This window comes from Marivita lacus (assembly GCF_014637725.1).
GTDB lineage: Bacteria > Pseudomonadota > Alphaproteobacteria > Rhodobacterales > Rhodobacteraceae > Marivita > Marivita lacus.
In genome coordinates this window covers 1-16,042 of the sequence record NZ_BMFC01000027.1, presented here as the reverse complement: position 1 = coordinate 16,042, position 16,042 = coordinate 1, and the positions used below count along the sequence as shown (strand labels likewise).

Here is a 16,042-nt window from a genome sequence, read left to right as displayed (position 1 = left end):
CGCTCGGTCACCAGCTTTACTGCCTCGATCTTGAACTCGCGGCTGAACTTTCGTCTCGTCATATCCAATCTCCAATTCCATGGTCACGATCTTATCTTCGTGTCCACGAAACCGGCAGCAGGCCAGTCGCCGAGGATGATCAGGTCAAACTTGTCGAGCTTCGCCAGAGCCACCTCGAGAACGAGATCGCGGCGAGCGGCCTGAAGTCGCTGCACCAGATCGCTGGTGCGAGTGTAGAAGACGCGGTGCCCGGCCTCGACCAGGGCGTGCCCGGTGGCGCAAAGAACATGTGTCTTGCCGGTGCCGGAGTTCCCGATCGCGATCAGGCTGCCACCCCCGTCCAGCCAGTCGCCGACCGCCAAAGCCTCCACCCGGGCACGTGGCAGGGTGGGCAACGCCTTCGAGCCAATTGTGACGTCAGTGCCTTGGGATCCAGCACCTGGCCCGCACCGAGGTCTAAAGCCAGCAGATGTGCCAGTTCTACTTCGCAGGCTTGCTCATGAGCGATGAAGAGTAGATCGACCATGCGGCGGCAGGCGTCCCGGCGCAGCAGGTCCCGCTGCAACACCTTCCAGGCTTCGGCGTATTCGGTCCGCGGGAACAGGCTGTCGCGGTAGATCGAACTCAACTGACCAATGCGATGCACTGGGCCTGCGCGATGGTGGTCGAGGCGGTTGGTATTTTGTCCTCAAGAGTGGGGCGCATCTGGCTGGATGAGGTGACCGGGCCAAGACAGACTACCGCGATGCAGTAATGCTGACAAAGCTGGAGCAGGCCGGTGAATTAGCGGAATCAAGCGGTGCGCGATCTGTTTCGAGCGTCGATTAACTATTATTACAGCAATCAACTATCTTTTACGATAATTTATTAAACTAAATAAAGAAAAAATGTTACTTAGGGCGTTTGGGATGGCCGTATGTACCAATGTGGGTCATGTGGGCCTGATGAATTGTTTATGTGAACTACCTGACATAGCCTCCCAATGAGGGGTAAAACACAGTGCGCCTCGGGTAATTGCCTGCCCTTGAAAATAGGCAAAAAGTAAAACGAAAATCAGGAGTGCCATTCATGGCTCAAGTGCAAAAGTCCACCGACAGTTCCAGCCTTGCAGAGGTTATTGACCGCGTCCTTGACAAGGGTATTGTGATCGATGCTTTTGTCAAAGTATCGCTGGTCGGAATCGAATTGATCGCGATCGAAGCCCGTGTCGTGGTTGCTTCGGTTGAGACTTATTTGAAGTATGCTGAAGCCATTGGCCTGACTGCAAGTGCTGCGGCGCCGGCACGCGTTTCAGCCTAATTTCAGTTTTGAAATTCGCTCTCTACTTGAGGTCGGCAGCTTTGCTGGCGGCCTCACTTACTCCTGCCAGGAAGGAAGTGGAATAGATGGTCACGTTTGGAACAGAACTCGCTTCGCTTTATAAGAAAATTTCTATAGAGCGTGATGGCCGAGCTGATGCAGCTGCCGATCGAAGCGCTGGAGTTGCCGCCATTGCGGCTGAGGCGCAGGAACTTTTGCGCCAAGCAAGTGCCAATAGGGCCGCATTTGCGATGAATGCGCGACAGGACGCCGAGGCGTTGCGTGCAAAGCTGACCGAGCAAACGGAGCAGTTACGGACGGAAGTGAGTAATTTTCGCGCCGATGCACGCGCTGCTGCAGGCGTACGCAGTGATGCAAGACAAGCCGTTGCAAGTGATTTGAATAAGCGTCTTGCAGCATATTCGAAGTCGTTGAGTGACGAAACGACAGCATTTATGGTGGATGCACGCAAAGCTCGGACTGACAGCTTCTCTGATTTGTCAGCACGACTGAGTGACGTTGTGAGAGCCACGCAGCAGAGTGTTTCAGAACTCCGTTCCTCAGTTTTTGCTGAGCTGAATACAGCGCGTGGTTTTGCTCACGCAGATACCGCGCACCCAACTTCCACCGAGCAGTCGGTCGTAGTTAAGCCAGCAAGCGATCCGAAGCCTGAGCAAGATGCTGAAAAAGTCTCGACTTCCGATACATTGAAGCCCACTGCGGAAAAGAAGGCAGCGAGTGATTCAACGCCTCAGGCAAAGACTACCGGCAATGCTTCGGGCAATGCGAAAAGCACGCAGTCGGACACAAATTCGAGTCGTGAAGCAATCAAAAACGAGTCCGCTAGCAAGACAGGTGTGCGACCCAACAAATCATCATAATGCGCGTGACCAGCTGATTTGGCTGGTCATTCGCTGACAGACTTAAAATGCAAGGTGCAGCACGTGAAAATCATCAGAGACCCTAGCGACGACGCGCAACAAGCACAAAATGTGAATGTTGCTGCCAGTGACTTTTTCGTCGCCACACCGGAAGTGGATCGGATCACGCGCCGCGCACTGGCCTATCTGAAAGCTGGATATTCGGTACATCTCAGTGGCCCTGCTGGTTCCGGGAAAACCACGATCGCATTTCATATTGCAGCTCAGCTCGCGCGACCGGTGACCATGATCACGGGCGATCACCAGATGACCAGTGCAGATCTTGTCGGCTCCGCAAGCGGTATCAGAAAGATGCGGCTTGTTGATAACTACGTGCGATCCGTTGTGCGTACTGAAGAGCAGCAGACGACCATTTGGTCAGACAACCGTCTCACCTCAGCCTGCCGGTATGGGCACACGCTGATTTATGACGAGTTCAACCGAACGCCCCCTGAGGCCAATACACCCTTGCTAAGCGTACTGGCAGAAGGCGTGCTCACTCTACCCAAGGCACATGAAGGAACACAGAACTTCGTAGAGGTTCATCCTGATTTCAGGGCGATATTCACTTCCAACCCAGAAGAATACGTTGCCGTTTACAAGGCGGCAGATGCTTTACTGGATCGCATGATAAACGTCCGGGTCGATCTTCTAGACGAGGATACCGAACGTCAAATCGTATCGTCGCGCAGTGGAGTGTCCCCTGAAGTCGCCGGCGTTATCGTTGCCTTGATCAAGCGCGCACGTGCCATTGAAGATGGTGCGCGTGCATCAATTCGTTCGGGCATAGCTATTGCTCGAATTCTTGCATCATCTGCAGCATCGCCTACGCCGGAAGACGAGGTGTTTCGTTGGGCAGTCCAGGACGTTTTACACCGCTCGCTTGATGAACTTCTGCCCATGAGGGAAGAACTTATCCAGCCAGTTTCAACGCGCACAGAACAAGCTGCTCAGGTTTCGACTCAAGCCACGGCAAAAGCACGGTCACGCAAATGAGCCAACCATCCCGTCGACCGCCTAAGATGTATAGCGGTCTGCAAACCCGAAGAACTGCGCACCAACTCTACCTCAAGATGAGTTATCTTGAGCTGGAAAAAGTGCGACGTCGGAAGGAAATGGAGGCTCTACAGGGCCGACTACACGCACTTGAAGAGCGTGGCATCGAGCTTGAGCAAGAAATTTTGGCAACGCAAATTGAGATTAACAATCATCCTGAGATTGTTTCGCCGAACACAGCGCAGGACATTCAGAGTTCAAAGTTGAAGGGAAGACAATCCTCAGCTTCGGAAGCTGCGCACAGACCAGGTCTGAACATCAAGTACTGACGGCGTGCTTTGAGAGGAATTGACGGAAATGGCACCAAATACTAAAAGTTCGGCTCCTGTGATACAAAAAGCTATCGCAGCTCATGAAGCTATTGTAACTGCGCGTGATTTTCTAGAAACCGTTTTGGATGGTGGGAGCCCTCGAGTTGAGGGCGTTTCACCAGCACCGGACGCTGGCTGGGCAGTAAGTTTCACAGTCTTTGTACCAAACCCAAGTCTTGGTGCAGAAACTGGAGGGATCAAACGAGAGGTGCTCGACGAATTAAATTTCGTAGTTGCGCTTAATTCGGATGGTACTATCCGCGACATGTCTAAATCATAAGCGTTGCCTAAACTTTACAGGAGATACAGGGAAATGGATGGTGTCAGCGCACAAGTTCAGTCTGATCGCTTCTACTGCTATGCAGTCGCCCGTGGGGATATCATACTGCCAGAAGGTCTGACCGGTGTTGCCGACGCGTTGCTTGTAAAGCATACACTGGGCTCCTTGTCGCTCATTATAAGTTCTACTGATGCCAAACAATTACGACCACAACGCAAGTTTTTGTCAGCTCATTATCGGGTTCTCTCGACGCTAAGCGAGAATAATGATATTTTGCCAATGGCGTTTGGCATCATCTTTGATGACCTAGACGCTTCACTTGGGACATTACACGATTTTGCAGACGTTTTTAGTGAACAGCTTGATGCTGTATGCGGTAGTGTCGAAATTGGGCTTCGTGTCAAGTGGCAGGGTGTTGACGTTTTTACGGTTGTTGTTGATAGCCACGCCGATCTCCAACAGATGCGAAATCGTTGTTTTAAAAGTGGTAACCCAAGTCAGAGGGAATTACTGGACCTAGGGCAGGCTTTTGAACGCAGGCTGAATCAGGATCGGGACAAACGGCGTGATGTAGTCTTAGCTGCTCTCCGATCTGTTTGTCGCGATATTCGTGTCCTGCCAGTTCAGAATGAGGTTACAAGTGTCAACGTGGCTTGTCTTGTAGAGAGAAAGTCCTTGAGTGAGTTCGACAAAGCGATTGAAAGTTTGGCTGGAGTTTTTGATGATAATCACCTGCTTGAATTGGATGGGCCTTTGCCACCTTTCAACTTTGTTGATATCCGAATTTAAGGTAAAAGCATGCTGACTTCCATTGTCACGGGCCCGATCAACGGTCTAATATTTCTAGCTCGAAAAATTGACGACGCTGTGCGTCAGGAACGTGAGCAGGAACACGATGCTACAGTAGATGCACTGCGCAAATTGCATTTGCAATATGAGGCCGGAAACATCGGAGAAGAAGCATTCGAAGAGCAGGAAGAAGCACTGCTAATGCGCCTCGAGAATCTGGAGTCACGTAGTGAATAATGGGCAAGACGTCGACGGTTTGTGCGATCTTCTAGATCGTTTATTGGATGTTGGAGCAGTCATAAAGGGGAGTATTGTCATCTCTGTGGCTGAAATCGACATGATATATGTCGAGGTCGCAGTTTTAATTGCGGCAGCTGATCGTGTTCTAACGGACAAGTATCAGACACGTAAATTGCTGCAATAATGGAAGATCATAATCAGTCTGAGACTGCCGCTATTCTGGAGGCACTGCTGGAAGCTGAAATACCGCGGTTCGATGCAGATGGGGAGAACGGCATGGCAAAGCTGCTGCTTTCGCTTATCAATCTCGTTCATCAATTATTGGAGGCTCAGGCACTTCGTCGTTCTGACGCCGGCACGTTGGATAGCGTTCAGTTGGAGCGGTTGGGTCTAGCGCTGATGGAGCAAGCTCGACAGATAGATGCTCTCTGTCATGAGTTCGGCATTTCGCCCACAGATTTGTCGATTAACCTCGGCGAATTTTCTGAGTTGCACTGAAAGTAGAAAATGACTGGAATTCAACGCGATACGGGCATGACCCATTCGACGAACAGTACGACATTAGGCGATCTGTTAGAGCGCATCCTAGACAAAGGGGTAGTTGTTGCTGGTGATATTCGCATTAAAATTGTGGATATTGAGCTTCTGACAATTGAAATTCGACTTTTGATCTGCTCAGTCGACAGAGCTGAGCAGATCGGCATGGACTGGTGGCGAAATGAAGGAAAATTTCCAGGTTCTGCACGCGAGGACGCGGTAACACGTCTTGATACGCGCCTTGATCGTCTCGAAGCTCTTTTAATGGAGGGTCGTGAGCGTCCAATTGTGAGGCCTGACGATGAATGATGATTCTGATGATCGTGATGGAGCGTCGTCCCCAAAAGGCTCGCATCGTGGCCGTGGACACAAAGAAAATCCCAATGATCCGAGTGAAACGCTCGGACCAGAGGATGTACTTGGGACAATAATTGGCAGGTTGGGCCGATTACTTGGTCAAGCCCAAGATGTTTTCGAGGAAGCGACCAACTCAAATGGAAATAAACGTGACCGCAAGGATGACAGGTTACGCACCAGCTCAAAAATGACAATACGAACTGTTGGTGGAGAGAATGTTTCGCTTTCATCAATCATGAGCGAGTTAAACCTTGAACCTGAGAACACTACCGAGCACCCGGAACTGCGAGAATTCAAGCCAGAGTTTGTCGTTGATACACCAGAGCTCCTTGTAGCGGTTTCTGACGTTCCTGGATCGACACTCGAAAACGTTGATGTAACGATTGATGGTGATGTGATGGTCATAAGGTCTATAACGCCTACCGTGGAATATTGGGCTGAAGTTCTGATGCATCGCAATGTCGATTTGGCTAAACGAGAAGTGTTAGTGCTTAACGGTATTCTAAGTATTATCTGGAAGTTTCCAGTGGATACGAAATGACTGAGATGATCAAACTTGTGCTGGCTGAAGCGCCAGCTGAGGACACTGGTCGGGCCTTCGCTCGTATTGATCCTGATATGATGGAGGCGCTTGGAGCTGCCCCAGGCGATATTGTGGAGCTCAGTGGGACGAGGCCCGCGTTGGCTCGTGTAATGTATTCACACGCGGCGGAGCGTGGCCGAGGATGCGTGTGGCTCGATGCTGCGGGCCGTGAGAACACTGGTGCTAGGAATGGTGATACGCTGACACTGCGTCGTGTTGATTGCAGCCCGGCCGTCCGAGTTACCATTGCGTCACGAGCGATGGAACCGCTTGATCTTGCCGATCTATCTTTTATCGCCAACCGGATTGATGGTGTTCCAGCGCGGATGGGTGACTTAATCGTTTTGCCGCTTTTTGACGGACGGCTTGCGCGTGTAGTTGTCACAGAGACTGAGCCATTAGGATCAGTAATCATTGGTCCTCAAACAGTTCTCGCCCCGGATTCAACGCCCCGCAACAGCAATAGGTATCGCGCTAGAGCGGACAATCTGGCTGACGGCGTGGCCAAGATGCGCTATGAGAATGTTGGCGGACTGCAGCGCGAACTCATGCTTCTACGCGAGATGGTGGAGTTGCCGATACGCCGTCCAGAAATATTTGCAAGATTGGGTATTGCCCCGCCTCGTGGGGTTCTTCTCCACGGCGTGCCAGGAACGGGAAAAACGCTTCTGGCCCGCGCGGTTGCTTCTGAAACCGATGCGGCCTTCTTTAGTGTTGATGCACCTTCAATCATGCAGAAGCACTACGGAGAAAGTGAAGCGAAGCTTCGCGAAGTTTTTGATAAAGCGCGTGCGCAGGCGCCAGCGATCATATTCATCGATGAAATCGACGCGATAGCCTCCAAACGAGATACCAGTGTTGGAGAGGTTGAAAAGCGAGTTGTAGCGCAACTCTTGGCACTGATGGACGGGCTTTCAGATCGCGGTTCTATTCTGCTGATTGCAGCGACCAACCGCCCTGATGCTCTTGATCCGGCGCTGCGCAGACCTGGACGTTTTGATCGCGAAATAGCTATAGGTATGCCCGACCGGACCGGCCGACGCGAAATTCTTGCCATTCACACGCGTCAAATGCCAATGGAGCATGACGTCGATCTCGATTTGCTTGCAAATGAGGCGCATGGCTTCAGTGGTGCTGATCTTAGTGCGCTGTGTCGCGAGGCAGCTATGCACTTGTTGAGACGCAAAGCGAGCGGCTTAGCCTCAAATGAAGCGCCGCCGCAGGATTTGCGCGTTGCGGCTGAGGATTTTCAAGCTGCTCTGGCTGATGTGATTCCATCAGGGCTGCGTGAGTTGACAGTTGAAATACCCGAGACGCGTTGGCGTGATGTGGGTGGTCATGAACGCGCGAGAACTTTCTTGACGGAATGGTTTGTGTGGCCCCGACACCGCCCGGAGCTTTTTTCCAGTCTAAAACTGAATTCACCGCGTGGCGTTGTGTTGCATGGCCCACCTGGTACTGGAAAGACGCTACTGGCGAGAGCATTGGCTTCAGAGGCAGGAGTAAATTTTCTCTCAGTGCGCGGCCCAGAACTGCTATCCCGCTATGTTGGCGAGTCCGAGCGCGCCGTTCGCGAATTATTTGAGACAGCGCGTCGTGCAGCGCCTTGCCTTCTGTTCTTTGATGAGATCGACGCACTCGCTCCTACGCGTGGTAGTTCAGCAGGGTCTGATGTGCCTGACCGGGTCGTTGCGCAGCTTTTGGTAGAAATAGACGGCGTGCGACCACTTGGCGACGTCATGTTATTGGCTGCGACAAATCGGCTTGATCGGCTTGATCCTGCGCTTCTTCGGCCAGGCCGGTTCGACCTGAAATTGCGAATTGATCTGCCAAGTTTACCAGAGCGGCTCCAAATACTCACCATCGCCTTGGCTGGTCGACCGGTGGAAGATGATGTGGACTTGGAGCTTACAGCGATGCGTACCGAAGGCTGGTCTGGAGCGGAATTGCGGCGGCTGAGTGATGCAGCTGCATGGCAGGCAGCGCGCCGCTGCGTTGCCATGGGAGCGCCGGCCCGCCTCAACTCTGAAGACTTCGACTATGCTTTTGATGAAACTCAAGAGCTTGTTAGGAACGCGCCATGACAGATACAATTTATGCCGTTGCTCTGATTTCCAGAAAAATGTCAGGTCTTTTGCCGGATGAGCTTAATAAAGCAGGCTGCGAGATCGTCTCCACTCAAGTCGGTGACATTCTGATTCGTCGCATCGGGCCAGAGACAGTCGCTTTACTCAAGGCAGCTCATAATGCTGCAGGGCTTCGTGCCGTTACAGATTGGATACTGTTTCATGAGCGGGTGAATGTAATTGCTTCTAATCATGGCTCTGTTTATCCATTCAGCTTCGCAACACTATTTTCGTCAGATGAAGTTTTACGTCAAGCTGTAATTGAGAACTCCGAGGCTCTCCAAATTTACTTTTCTCATGTAAAGGAAGCCGACGAATGGGCGATCAAGATATGTGCCCCAAAAACTCAAGATTTCCGAATTGATGATGCTCAAAATGCAAATTCAGGTTTGGATTATTTACAGCGCCGTAGGGCGCGCAATGCAGGCGACCGAGTGGCAACGATGGCATCTAGGGCTGAAGCTCTTGTTAGCCCCCTCAAGTCATTTGCACGGGACTGGAAAACATTGCGTACCGGATTGGCTCCACAGACTGATCTTGATGTCGTCGGTACATTCGCCGCCCTTGTTGGACGTAATCAAGCGGATGAATTCACTTCACAACTTCGTATTCAAGCGGAGACTGTCAGTGGAGGTTTACAAGTGTCCTGTACCGGTCCGTGGCTTCCCTTCAGTTTTCGACCATCGTTTCGGGCAGAGGTGATGTCAGGAACGAACAAGACGTCACCTGTTGAATGCGAAGCTAGCAAGAATTGTTGAGATTAAGCCAATACAACAAAGTGCAAAATTCAGATACAGTCTTCGTAAAAGTATGACCATACATCTTTATTTGTAACTGAAGAAGCGCGTGTGGCAACATCTTTGGTTGCCCATTTTCTATATACCTTCAATATCGAAAGCTCGAAAAGAGGTTTTTTTGAAACTGCTTATTGCTGACGATCATGAAATGTTTAAAGACGCCCTGTCTGTTTTTTTTGAACAGGAAAATGGGATAGATGCAGATTTTGCTTGTGATCTACACACAGCCATTGATGTGTTTAAACGAAAAGGTCCCTTTGATCTAGTTTTACTCGACTATTGTATGCCTGGTATGAACGGGTTGGAGGGTCTGAAAGAATTTCTTGAAATCAGTAAAGACGTAAAGATTGTGATAATTTCAGGTGTTGCTCCTACTGATATTGTTAAACAAGCTATAACCATGGGAGCTTCTGGCTTCTTGCCAAAAACGCTTTCAGCAAGAACAATGGTTAACGCTTTACATTTCATGTATAGTGGCGAAATATATTTGCCATTTGAATTACTTACTGACACCCCTAATTTTTTCCTAGAAAGACATGGTCTTTCAAGGAGTGAGCGGAATGTTCTTAAGTCACTTTCCTTGGGGAAGACCAACAAGGAGATTGCCAATGATCTTCAGATGACTGATGCAGGAGTTAAATCAGAGTTAAAGAGGATTTTTAGAAAAATTGGTGTGCGCAATCGTACAGAGGCTGCACTATATGCCAAAGAGTATATTTTATATTGACCGACGAGTGTTTGTAAAAATTTCTGTCGATTTCATGCGGCGTCTCTGGTTTCAGGGGCGTAGAACTATACGAGCGCACCAGCGTGATCATCACAACCAACCTCAGCTTCTCAGAATGGGCGCAGGTCTTCGGAGATGCAAAGATGACCACAGCTCTGCTGGACCGCCTCACGCACCGCTGCCACATCTTGGAAACAGGCAACGACAGCTACCGCTTCAAGGCCAGTTCCAAAGCTACCAAAAAAAACGAGAAAGGAGACCGCAACATTGACCGCGTCATAGACCACGACGCATAACTGAAGGTGGGTCAATTCTCGGTGAAAATACCGGGTCAGTTCTCAGTGACAATCAACAGTCCTCATTCGAGGCGTTCTGCGATCCAAATCTTGATCAGTGCCTGACGGGTGATGCCGAGCTTCTGGGCCTGCCGGTCCAGGCCTGCGACGACCCAAGTCGGGAAATCCACGTTCACCCGCTTGGCCTCGACATTGAGGCGGCGCGCCTTTGTCCAATCGACATGGGCGGACATGTCTTCGCCCGCCTCAAACCGTTCGTCGAATTCAGTCGCCTTCATAGTGGTCAATCTCCTGCTTGCGAGCGCGGCGCACGGAGATGATCCGCACCCGGTCGCTCCGGTATGTGTAGACAGCCGTCCAGTGTCTGGCCCCAATCATGCCAACCGCCAGAAAACGTGGCTCATCTGTGACGTTGGCGGGGGCCTCGATCAGATAGGGATCATCCCAGAGAGCCTGGGCCTCATCAAAGTCGATCCCGTGCTTTTCACGGTTCGCGGCGCTTTTGTCGGGGTCATACTCGAACTTCATGAGAGGCAATATATGTCGAAAATGATATAGTTACTATACTTTTAGCGGCAAACAGCAACGCCACCTGCATGTCCTTAGGACATGCAGGTGGCGTTGCTGGGCTGTCAAGAACTCCATCCCAGCTTCTTGTTCTTTGATCATTCCGATGATCTGCGCTTCGGTGAAACGGCTTTTCCTCATGTCGTCTGCTCCTTCAAAGGTTCGGCAGACTCTACATCAGTTTGAGGGAACTGGCCTGCTGCCGGTTCCGGTGGTCAGATCGCGCGAGACGACCTGACCAGCTGCTGGTCGCTCGCGACCGAAGGAGACTTGTGCCCGGGTCTAGTAGGACGATCGAGGCTGCTGGTCGATCTTCAAAATCCCACCCCGACAGCCACGCCGCCCGGAACTCAGTCTGGTCCGGAGGCGGTCAACAGGGCGGCTGCGGGTTTCGGTAAATCCCGGACAGGCCCGCGCGCCTGCGGGCCGCGGGGAAGCGGACACCAAGGCTGCCAGAGACTGGAGACGACGAATGTATATCAATGATATTTCGGTATGGTATCGTAGGTGGGGCAGCCGTGGCGGAAGGTGGCAGGAAATAGGGGTGCTTTCTTCGCATGTCGCGCTCAAAACGCCTCAATGATGCGGAGCGCACGAAGATCGTGTCCGAGACGGCAAACGGCGTGTCCACGTCGATGCTGGCCGCGCGGTTTGGCGTGTCGCCGCGGGCGATCCAGTACATCCTCAAGGCTGATACCGAGCGCCGTGTGGCTGCCGCCATTCCGGCGGCAGCCGTCAGCGTGAAACTAACGGTTGCAGAGCTTGAGGCGCTCGACGCGGTGCTGGCCGCAGCCGGGATCGAGAGCTAGGCCGAGGGGCTGCGGCGGCTCATTCAGGCGGCGAGTGGCGTGTTTGTCCCGGACGCGCAGATGGCGGCAGAGATGGCGCGCAGATCGCCAAGCAGATGGCGCAGGCCAACCGGCGGGGGCAGGGGGCTGGTTCGGAGTTCTCGGAGCTGCGTCTTGCGCAGATGCGCGGGCTGGCGCGGTTCATCCTGGATTCCGCTGACGAGATCGATCTGCTCCTGCGCCGCCGTCGTGATGGGATGAAGGTCGAGGCCACGGCCGCGCTGAGGGAGTTTGCCCATGCGGCTGAATGATGCCGTCCATGCCGTCACGGGCGAGGTCTTCCGGGACGGCTGGAGCCGCATCCGGGGCTCGATGCAGGGGCTGCACGTGGCCAAGCAGACCCAGCTTACGCGCGCGGCAGCAGGGCACCGGCCGGCGGTCTTCAAGGCGATCCGGGGCGGGGGGACCCATACCAAGTCGCAGCTGATGGGCCAGCTCGATTACCTCACCACCAAGTCCACCCATATCGTGGACAGCAGCGGGTTTCTAGATGGCAAGTCCAAGCTCGAGGCGGGCGAGATCAAGGACCTGACCGAGCGCTTTGCCAAGCGGTGGGAGGGCGGCTTCAAGCCGAAGCTCGGCCAGACCACCCATATGCTCATGTCCTTTCCCATCGGCACGCGGGGTGAGGATGTGCGCGACATTGCGACGGATGTGGCCGAGCGGCTCTTTCAGACGGGTGAGGGGCATTTCGACTACATCATCGCGGTGCATGAGGACCGCGATCACCCGCATGCCCATCTGGTGCTGAACCGCCGCTCGTAGGAGGGGGAGTTCTTCTTTCTGGGGCGCAACCATCGCTTCAACTATGACGACTTCCGCCTCGCCATGGTCGAGAAGGCGGAGAAGTACGGCGTGCGCCTGGAAGCCACGCGGCGGGTGGATCGCGGGGTTGTGCATTACCCGGTCCGGACAGACGAGGTTTATGCCGCGAAGGACGAGGGGCGCGCGCCCCGCGAGCGGGAGCGCGTGTGGGCCGACCTGACCCGGACGCTGGCGAAAATCGCCAATACCAGAACCGTCTACCATTCGCTCGCAACGGAAGCTTCTCGTGATGCCTGCGAAGACATCGCCGCGGCACTCTTCCGCGCGGGTGAGGTGCTGGCGCGGGGCGGGCAGGTGGACCGAACAGGAGATGTGTATATGGCTGAAGACCAGAGCTTCGATGAACTCAGAAGCCTCTATGCGGAAAAGCTCGCGCGGGTGCAGGGCATGATCGCCGAGAAGCCCGATGCCGAGCGGCCTGCGCTGGAGAAAAGCCTCACCGCCATCCAGGCGCAGGTCCAGCACATGCAGCCCCTGGGGCTGCGCTCAGGCGCGCTGTCGGACGCGCCATCTGAGGGCGGGGTCTATTCCGAGGTCAATATCGACGCCAGTCAACTCGAGCGGCTGACAGCAATCGACCTGAGATCGCGCATTGACGTAGCACTGCGGGGCACGGGGATCAGCACATGCGCTCTCGTCGGAAGAGTGCTGTAAGTATCCAACAGTCGCGAAGTACAGAGCGCCATTGCCCGGAACTGGATCATCGATCCGTGTTTGTGGGCTGGCGCGGCAATCAAGGCTCTTACGGATGTGAGCAGGTCAATTATTGAAGACATCGCAACAGACACATTGCGCCCCGTGTCCTATCCTTATAAACGGCCCCGGCATCGTCAGTGCGATGCATTCCCGTCCCGACCCGTGAAAGGCTCGACGCGCATGCAGACGCCCTATTACCTGATCGACAAATCCCGTCTTCTTCCGAACATGGAGAAAATCGCGTGGCTGCGTGAGCAGTCCGGCGCAAAGTCGCTGCTGGCGCTCAAGTGTTTTGCCACCTGGTCGGTCTTCGACATGATGTCCGAATACATGGACGGCACCACGTCGTCCTCGCTTTTCGAGATGAAGCTGGGGCGCGAGAAGTTTCCGGGCGAGACCCATGCCTATTCGGTGGCCTGGGCGCCGCATGAGATCGACGAGGTGCTGGCCGGGTCCGACAAGGTGATCTTCAACACCGCGCAGCAGCTCTTGCGCTTTGAAGAGGTGAGCCGGGACCATACACGGGGGCTGCGGGTCAATCCGGGTGTGTCGACCTCAAGCTTTGATCTGGCTGATCCGGCGCGGCCCTTTTCGCGGCTTGGCGAACACAGCGCCGAGGGGATCGAGCCTGTGGTGGATCTGGTCAGCGGCTTCATGTTCCACAACAATTGCGAGAACGACAGTTTCGAGCGGTTTGACGAGATGCTGGGCCAGATCGAGGCGCGGTTCGGGCATCTGATCCGGCGGATGACATGGATTTCGCTGGGCGGTGGCATCCATTTCACCGGCGAGGGCTATCCGCTCGACCGCTTGGCGGAACGGCTCAAACGCTTTGCCGGGCAGAACGAGGTTCAGGTCTATCTTGAACCCGGCGAGGCGGCGATCACCAACTCCACGACACTTGAGGTCACGGTTCTCGACACGCTCTACAATGGCAAGAACCTCGCCATCGTCGACAGCTCGATCGAGGCGCATATGCTCGATCTGCTGATCTACCGCGAAAGCGCCAAGATGCAGCAGAGCGGCGATCGCGAGTGGATGATCTGCGGCAAGTCCTGCCTTGCGGGGGATATCTTCGGCGAATTCCGCTTTCCGAAAGACCTCGCACCCGGTGACCGCCTGTCGATGCAGGACGCGGCCGGTTACACGATGGTCAAGAAAAACTGGTTCAACGGGGTGCAGATGCCGTCCATCGCGGTGCGCGAGCTCGATGGAACCGAGCGCCTCGTGCGCGGCTTCACCTATGACGATTTCGCGGCGGCCCTGTCGTGATCTGACCGCGCCTTGACCGGCGCCACATCATCTCAAGGGAGTTCTGGCTTGAAAAAGACTGTTCTTATCATCGGCGCCGGGGGCGTCGCTCAGGTGGTTGCGCATAAATGCGCGCAGAACAACGACGTGCTGGGCGATCTGCACATCGCGAGCCGCACCAAATCGAAATGCGAGGCGATCATCGCCAGCGTCCACGAAAAGGGAGCGATGAAGGTCGAGGGTGGGTTCACCGCCCATGGCGTGGATGCAACGGATGTCGAGGCTGTGGCGGCCCTGATCCGCGAGACCGGCGCGCAGATCGTGATCAACGTGGGCACGGCCTTCGTGAACATGCATGTGCTCGACGCCTGCATCGCCACGGGGGCCGCCTATATCGACACCGCGATCCATGAAGAGCCCGACAGGATCTGCGAAACCCCGCCCTGGTACGCCAATTACGAATGGAAACGGCGGGACGCCTGCACCGAAAAAGGCGTGACCGCGATCCTGGGCGCGGGGTTCGATCCTGGCGTGGTGAACGCCTATGCGCGCTTTGCCATCGACCAGATGGACGAGGTCAAAAGCATCGACATCGTCGACATCAACGCAGGCTCTCACGGCAAGTATTTCGCAACCAATTTCGACCCTGAGATCAATTTCCGCGAATTCACCGGCACCGTCTATTACTGGGAAGACCAGACCTGGAAGGAGCTGTCGATGTTCGAGAGCGGGCGCACCTGGGACCTGCCCGTCGTAGGCCCGTCCAAGGCCTACCAGTCGGGCCATGACGAGGTGCATTCGCTCGCTGTGCACTACCCGCAGGCGGATGTGCGGTTCTGGATGGGCTTTGGGGACCACTACATCAACGTCTTCACAGTGCTGAAGAACATCGGCCTGCTGTCCGAACAGCCCGTCACCACCGCCGAAGGCCAGGAGGTGATCCCGCTCAAGGTGGTCAAGGCCTGTCTGCCCGACCCGGCCAGCCTTGCGCCCGACTATACCGGCAAGACCTGCATCGGTGATCTGGTCACGGGGGTGAAGGACGGCCACGACATCGAGCTTTTCGTCTACAACGTCGCCGATCACAAGGACGCCTACGAAGAGGTGGGCAGCCAGGGCATTTCCTACACCGCGGGCGTGCCGCCCGTCGCTGCCGCGATGCTGGTGGCGACAGGGGAATGGGACGCAAAGACGATGAAGAATGTCGAGGAGCTTGACCCCAAGCCGTTCTTTACCCTTCTGGACCGCATCGGCCTTCCGACCCGCGTGCTCAAGGGTGGTCTGGGTGGCGAGGACATGGCCTGGAGTGATTACGTGGGCTGATTGCGACAGGGCCGGGGCAGGGGTGCCTGTTCCGGTCTGACGGCTCCCATTGAGCTTTTGTGTTGATGTGGCGCGCGAACGCAAGAAGCGTAAGGCTACGGTGAGGGCCGTCTGACTTTGGCTACGATCCGATGATAAGTCCGACCTTATGTCCGATTTCATCCACCGACCTCAAATTGAAGTTCTCTCTGCCGCCGATGGCGTTCGCCGTCGG

Annotated in this window: 21 protein-coding genes and 2 pseudogenes; 20 read left to right on the top strand and 3 right to left on the bottom strand. The window is 54.5% G+C overall.

Annotated elements, in window-relative coordinates; genetic code table 11:
* Positions 1-83: 83 nt before the first annotated feature.
* Complete coding sequence (locus tag IEV82_RS22580) at positions 84-395, bottom strand: ATP-binding protein (RefSeq protein ID WP_308420469.1); 312 nt, start codon at positions 393-395, stop codon at positions 84-86.
* Positions 396-1,068: 673 nt separating this feature from the next.
* Between IEV82_RS22580 and gvpA the strand changes: the two genes are divergently transcribed.
* The 15 genes and pseudogenes from gvpA to IEV82_RS22505 all read left to right on the top strand — a co-directional run.
* Positions 1,069-1,299: a gas vesicle structural protein GvpA gene (gene gvpA / locus IEV82_RS22575; RefSeq protein ID WP_188484346.1), complete on the top strand. Its 231-nt coding sequence runs from the start codon at positions 1,069-1,071 to the stop codon at positions 1,297-1,299.
* A gap of 86 nt (positions 1,300-1,385) precedes the next feature.
* Positions 1,386-2,180: a hypothetical protein gene (locus IEV82_RS22570; protein ID WP_188484345.1), complete on the top strand. Its 795-nt coding sequence runs from the start codon at positions 1,386-1,388 to the stop codon at positions 2,178-2,180.
* Positions 2,181-2,243: 63 nt separating this feature from the next.
* Positions 2,244-3,215 (top strand): gas vesicle protein GvpN, encoded by a 972-nt coding sequence (gene gvpN / locus IEV82_RS22565; protein WP_229747983.1) that lies wholly within the window; start codon positions 2,244-2,246, stop codon positions 3,213-3,215.
* Between the two features lie 26 nt (positions 3,216-3,241).
* Positions 3,242-3,544: a hypothetical protein gene (locus tag IEV82_RS22560; protein ID WP_188484344.1), complete on the top strand. Its 303-nt coding sequence runs from the start codon at positions 3,242-3,244 to the stop codon at positions 3,542-3,544.
* Positions 3,545-3,572: 28 nt separating this feature from the next.
* Complete coding sequence (locus IEV82_RS22555) at positions 3,573-3,866, top strand: hypothetical protein (RefSeq protein ID WP_188484343.1); 294 nt, start codon at positions 3,573-3,575, stop codon at positions 3,864-3,866.
* A gap of 33 nt (positions 3,867-3,899) precedes the next feature.
* Positions 3,900-4,655, top strand: coding sequence for a GvpL/GvpF family gas vesicle protein (locus IEV82_RS22550; protein WP_188484342.1), 756 nt, complete (start codon positions 3,900-3,902; stop codon positions 4,653-4,655).
* 9 nt (positions 4,656-4,664) lie between these two features.
* Positions 4,665-4,892 (top strand): gas vesicle protein GvpG, encoded by a 228-nt coding sequence (locus tag IEV82_RS22545; protein ID WP_188484341.1) that lies wholly within the window; start codon positions 4,665-4,667, stop codon positions 4,890-4,892.
* The gene (gvpJ, locus tag IEV82_RS22540) at positions 4,885-5,079 is read left to right on the top strand and encodes a gas vesicle protein GvpJ (RefSeq protein ID WP_188484340.1); all 195 of its coding nucleotides are present in this window, start codon (positions 4,885-4,887) and stop codon (positions 5,077-5,079) included. The genes IEV82_RS22545 and gvpJ overlap by 8 nt, the downstream gene beginning before the upstream one ends.
* Positions 5,079-5,393 carry a gas vesicle protein K gene (locus IEV82_RS22535; protein WP_188484339.1) on the top strand — a complete coding sequence of 105 codons (315 nt, stop codon included), beginning with the start codon at positions 5,079-5,081 and terminating at the stop codon, positions 5,391-5,393. Before gvpJ ends, IEV82_RS22535 begins: the two co-directional genes overlap by 1 nt.
* A gap of 36 nt (positions 5,394-5,429) precedes the next feature.
* Positions 5,430-5,741, top strand: coding sequence for a gas vesicle protein (locus IEV82_RS22530; protein ID WP_229747981.1), 312 nt, complete (start codon positions 5,430-5,432; stop codon positions 5,739-5,741).
* Positions 5,734-6,330 carry a hypothetical protein gene (locus IEV82_RS22525; protein WP_188484337.1) on the top strand — a complete coding sequence of 199 codons (597 nt, stop codon included), beginning with the start codon at positions 5,734-5,736 and terminating at the stop codon, positions 6,328-6,330. Before IEV82_RS22530 ends, IEV82_RS22525 begins: the two co-directional genes overlap by 8 nt.
* Positions 6,327-8,456 (top strand): AAA family ATPase, encoded by a 2,130-nt coding sequence (locus IEV82_RS22520; protein ID WP_188484336.1) that lies wholly within the window; start codon positions 6,327-6,329, stop codon positions 8,454-8,456. Before IEV82_RS22525 ends, IEV82_RS22520 begins: the two co-directional genes overlap by 4 nt.
* On the top strand, positions 8,453-9,256 hold the full coding sequence (locus IEV82_RS22515) for a GvpL/GvpF family gas vesicle protein (RefSeq protein ID WP_188484335.1): 804 nt from the start codon (positions 8,453-8,455) through the stop codon (positions 9,254-9,256). The genes IEV82_RS22520 and IEV82_RS22515 overlap by 4 nt, the downstream gene beginning before the upstream one ends.
* A 157-nt stretch (positions 9,257-9,413) precedes the next feature.
* Positions 9,414-10,022 (top strand): response regulator, encoded by a 609-nt coding sequence (locus IEV82_RS22510; RefSeq protein ID WP_188484334.1) that lies wholly within the window; start codon positions 9,414-9,416, stop codon positions 10,020-10,022.
* A gap of 62 nt (positions 10,023-10,084) precedes the next feature.
* A pseudogene (locus IEV82_RS22505) lies at positions 10,085-10,318 on the top strand (ATP-binding protein); the annotation flags it as partial.
* A 62-nt stretch (positions 10,319-10,380) separates the two neighbouring features.
* Here IEV82_RS22505 and brnA read toward each other — a convergent pair.
* Positions 10,381-10,596 carry a type II toxin-antitoxin system BrnA family antitoxin gene (gene brnA, locus IEV82_RS22500; protein WP_188484333.1) on the bottom strand — a complete coding sequence of 72 codons (216 nt, stop codon included), beginning with the start codon at positions 10,594-10,596 and terminating at the stop codon, positions 10,381-10,383.
* Positions 10,583-10,846 (bottom strand): BrnT family toxin, encoded by a 264-nt coding sequence (locus IEV82_RS22495; RefSeq protein ID WP_037931641.1) that lies wholly within the window; start codon positions 10,844-10,846, stop codon positions 10,583-10,585. The genes brnA and IEV82_RS22495 overlap by 14 nt, the downstream gene beginning before the upstream one ends.
* A gap of 596 nt (positions 10,847-11,442) precedes the next feature.
* On the opposite strand from IEV82_RS22495, the pseudogene IEV82_RS23990 reads away from it, so the two are divergent.
* The 5 genes and pseudogenes from IEV82_RS23990 to IEV82_RS22475 all read left to right on the top strand — a co-directional run bounded on the left by IEV82_RS23990 (position 11,443) and on the right by IEV82_RS22475 (position 15,828).
* Positions 11,443-11,984 (top strand): annotated as a pseudogene (locus IEV82_RS23990) (transposase).
* Entirely contained in the window at positions 11,971-12,498 is a 528-nt protein-coding gene (locus tag IEV82_RS23805; RefSeq protein ID WP_229747978.1) for a relaxase/mobilization nuclease domain-containing protein, read from the top strand. Before IEV82_RS23990 ends, IEV82_RS23805 begins: the two are co-directional and overlap by 14 nt.
* 63 nt (positions 12,499-12,561) lie before the next feature.
* Positions 12,562-13,212, top strand: coding sequence for a hypothetical protein (locus IEV82_RS23800; RefSeq protein WP_229747977.1), 651 nt, complete (start codon positions 12,562-12,564; stop codon positions 13,210-13,212).
* A gap of 222 nt (positions 13,213-13,434) precedes the next feature.
* Positions 13,435-14,526 carry a carboxynorspermidine decarboxylase gene (locus IEV82_RS22480; protein ID WP_188484332.1) on the top strand — a complete coding sequence of 364 codons (1,092 nt, stop codon included), beginning with the start codon at positions 13,435-13,437 and terminating at the stop codon, positions 14,524-14,526.
* Positions 14,527-14,574: 48 nt separating this feature from the next.
* Positions 14,575-15,828 (top strand): saccharopine dehydrogenase family protein, encoded by a 1,254-nt coding sequence (locus IEV82_RS22475; RefSeq protein ID WP_188484331.1) that lies wholly within the window; start codon positions 14,575-14,577, stop codon positions 15,826-15,828.
* The last annotated feature ends 214 nt before the right edge of the window (positions 15,829-16,042 follow it).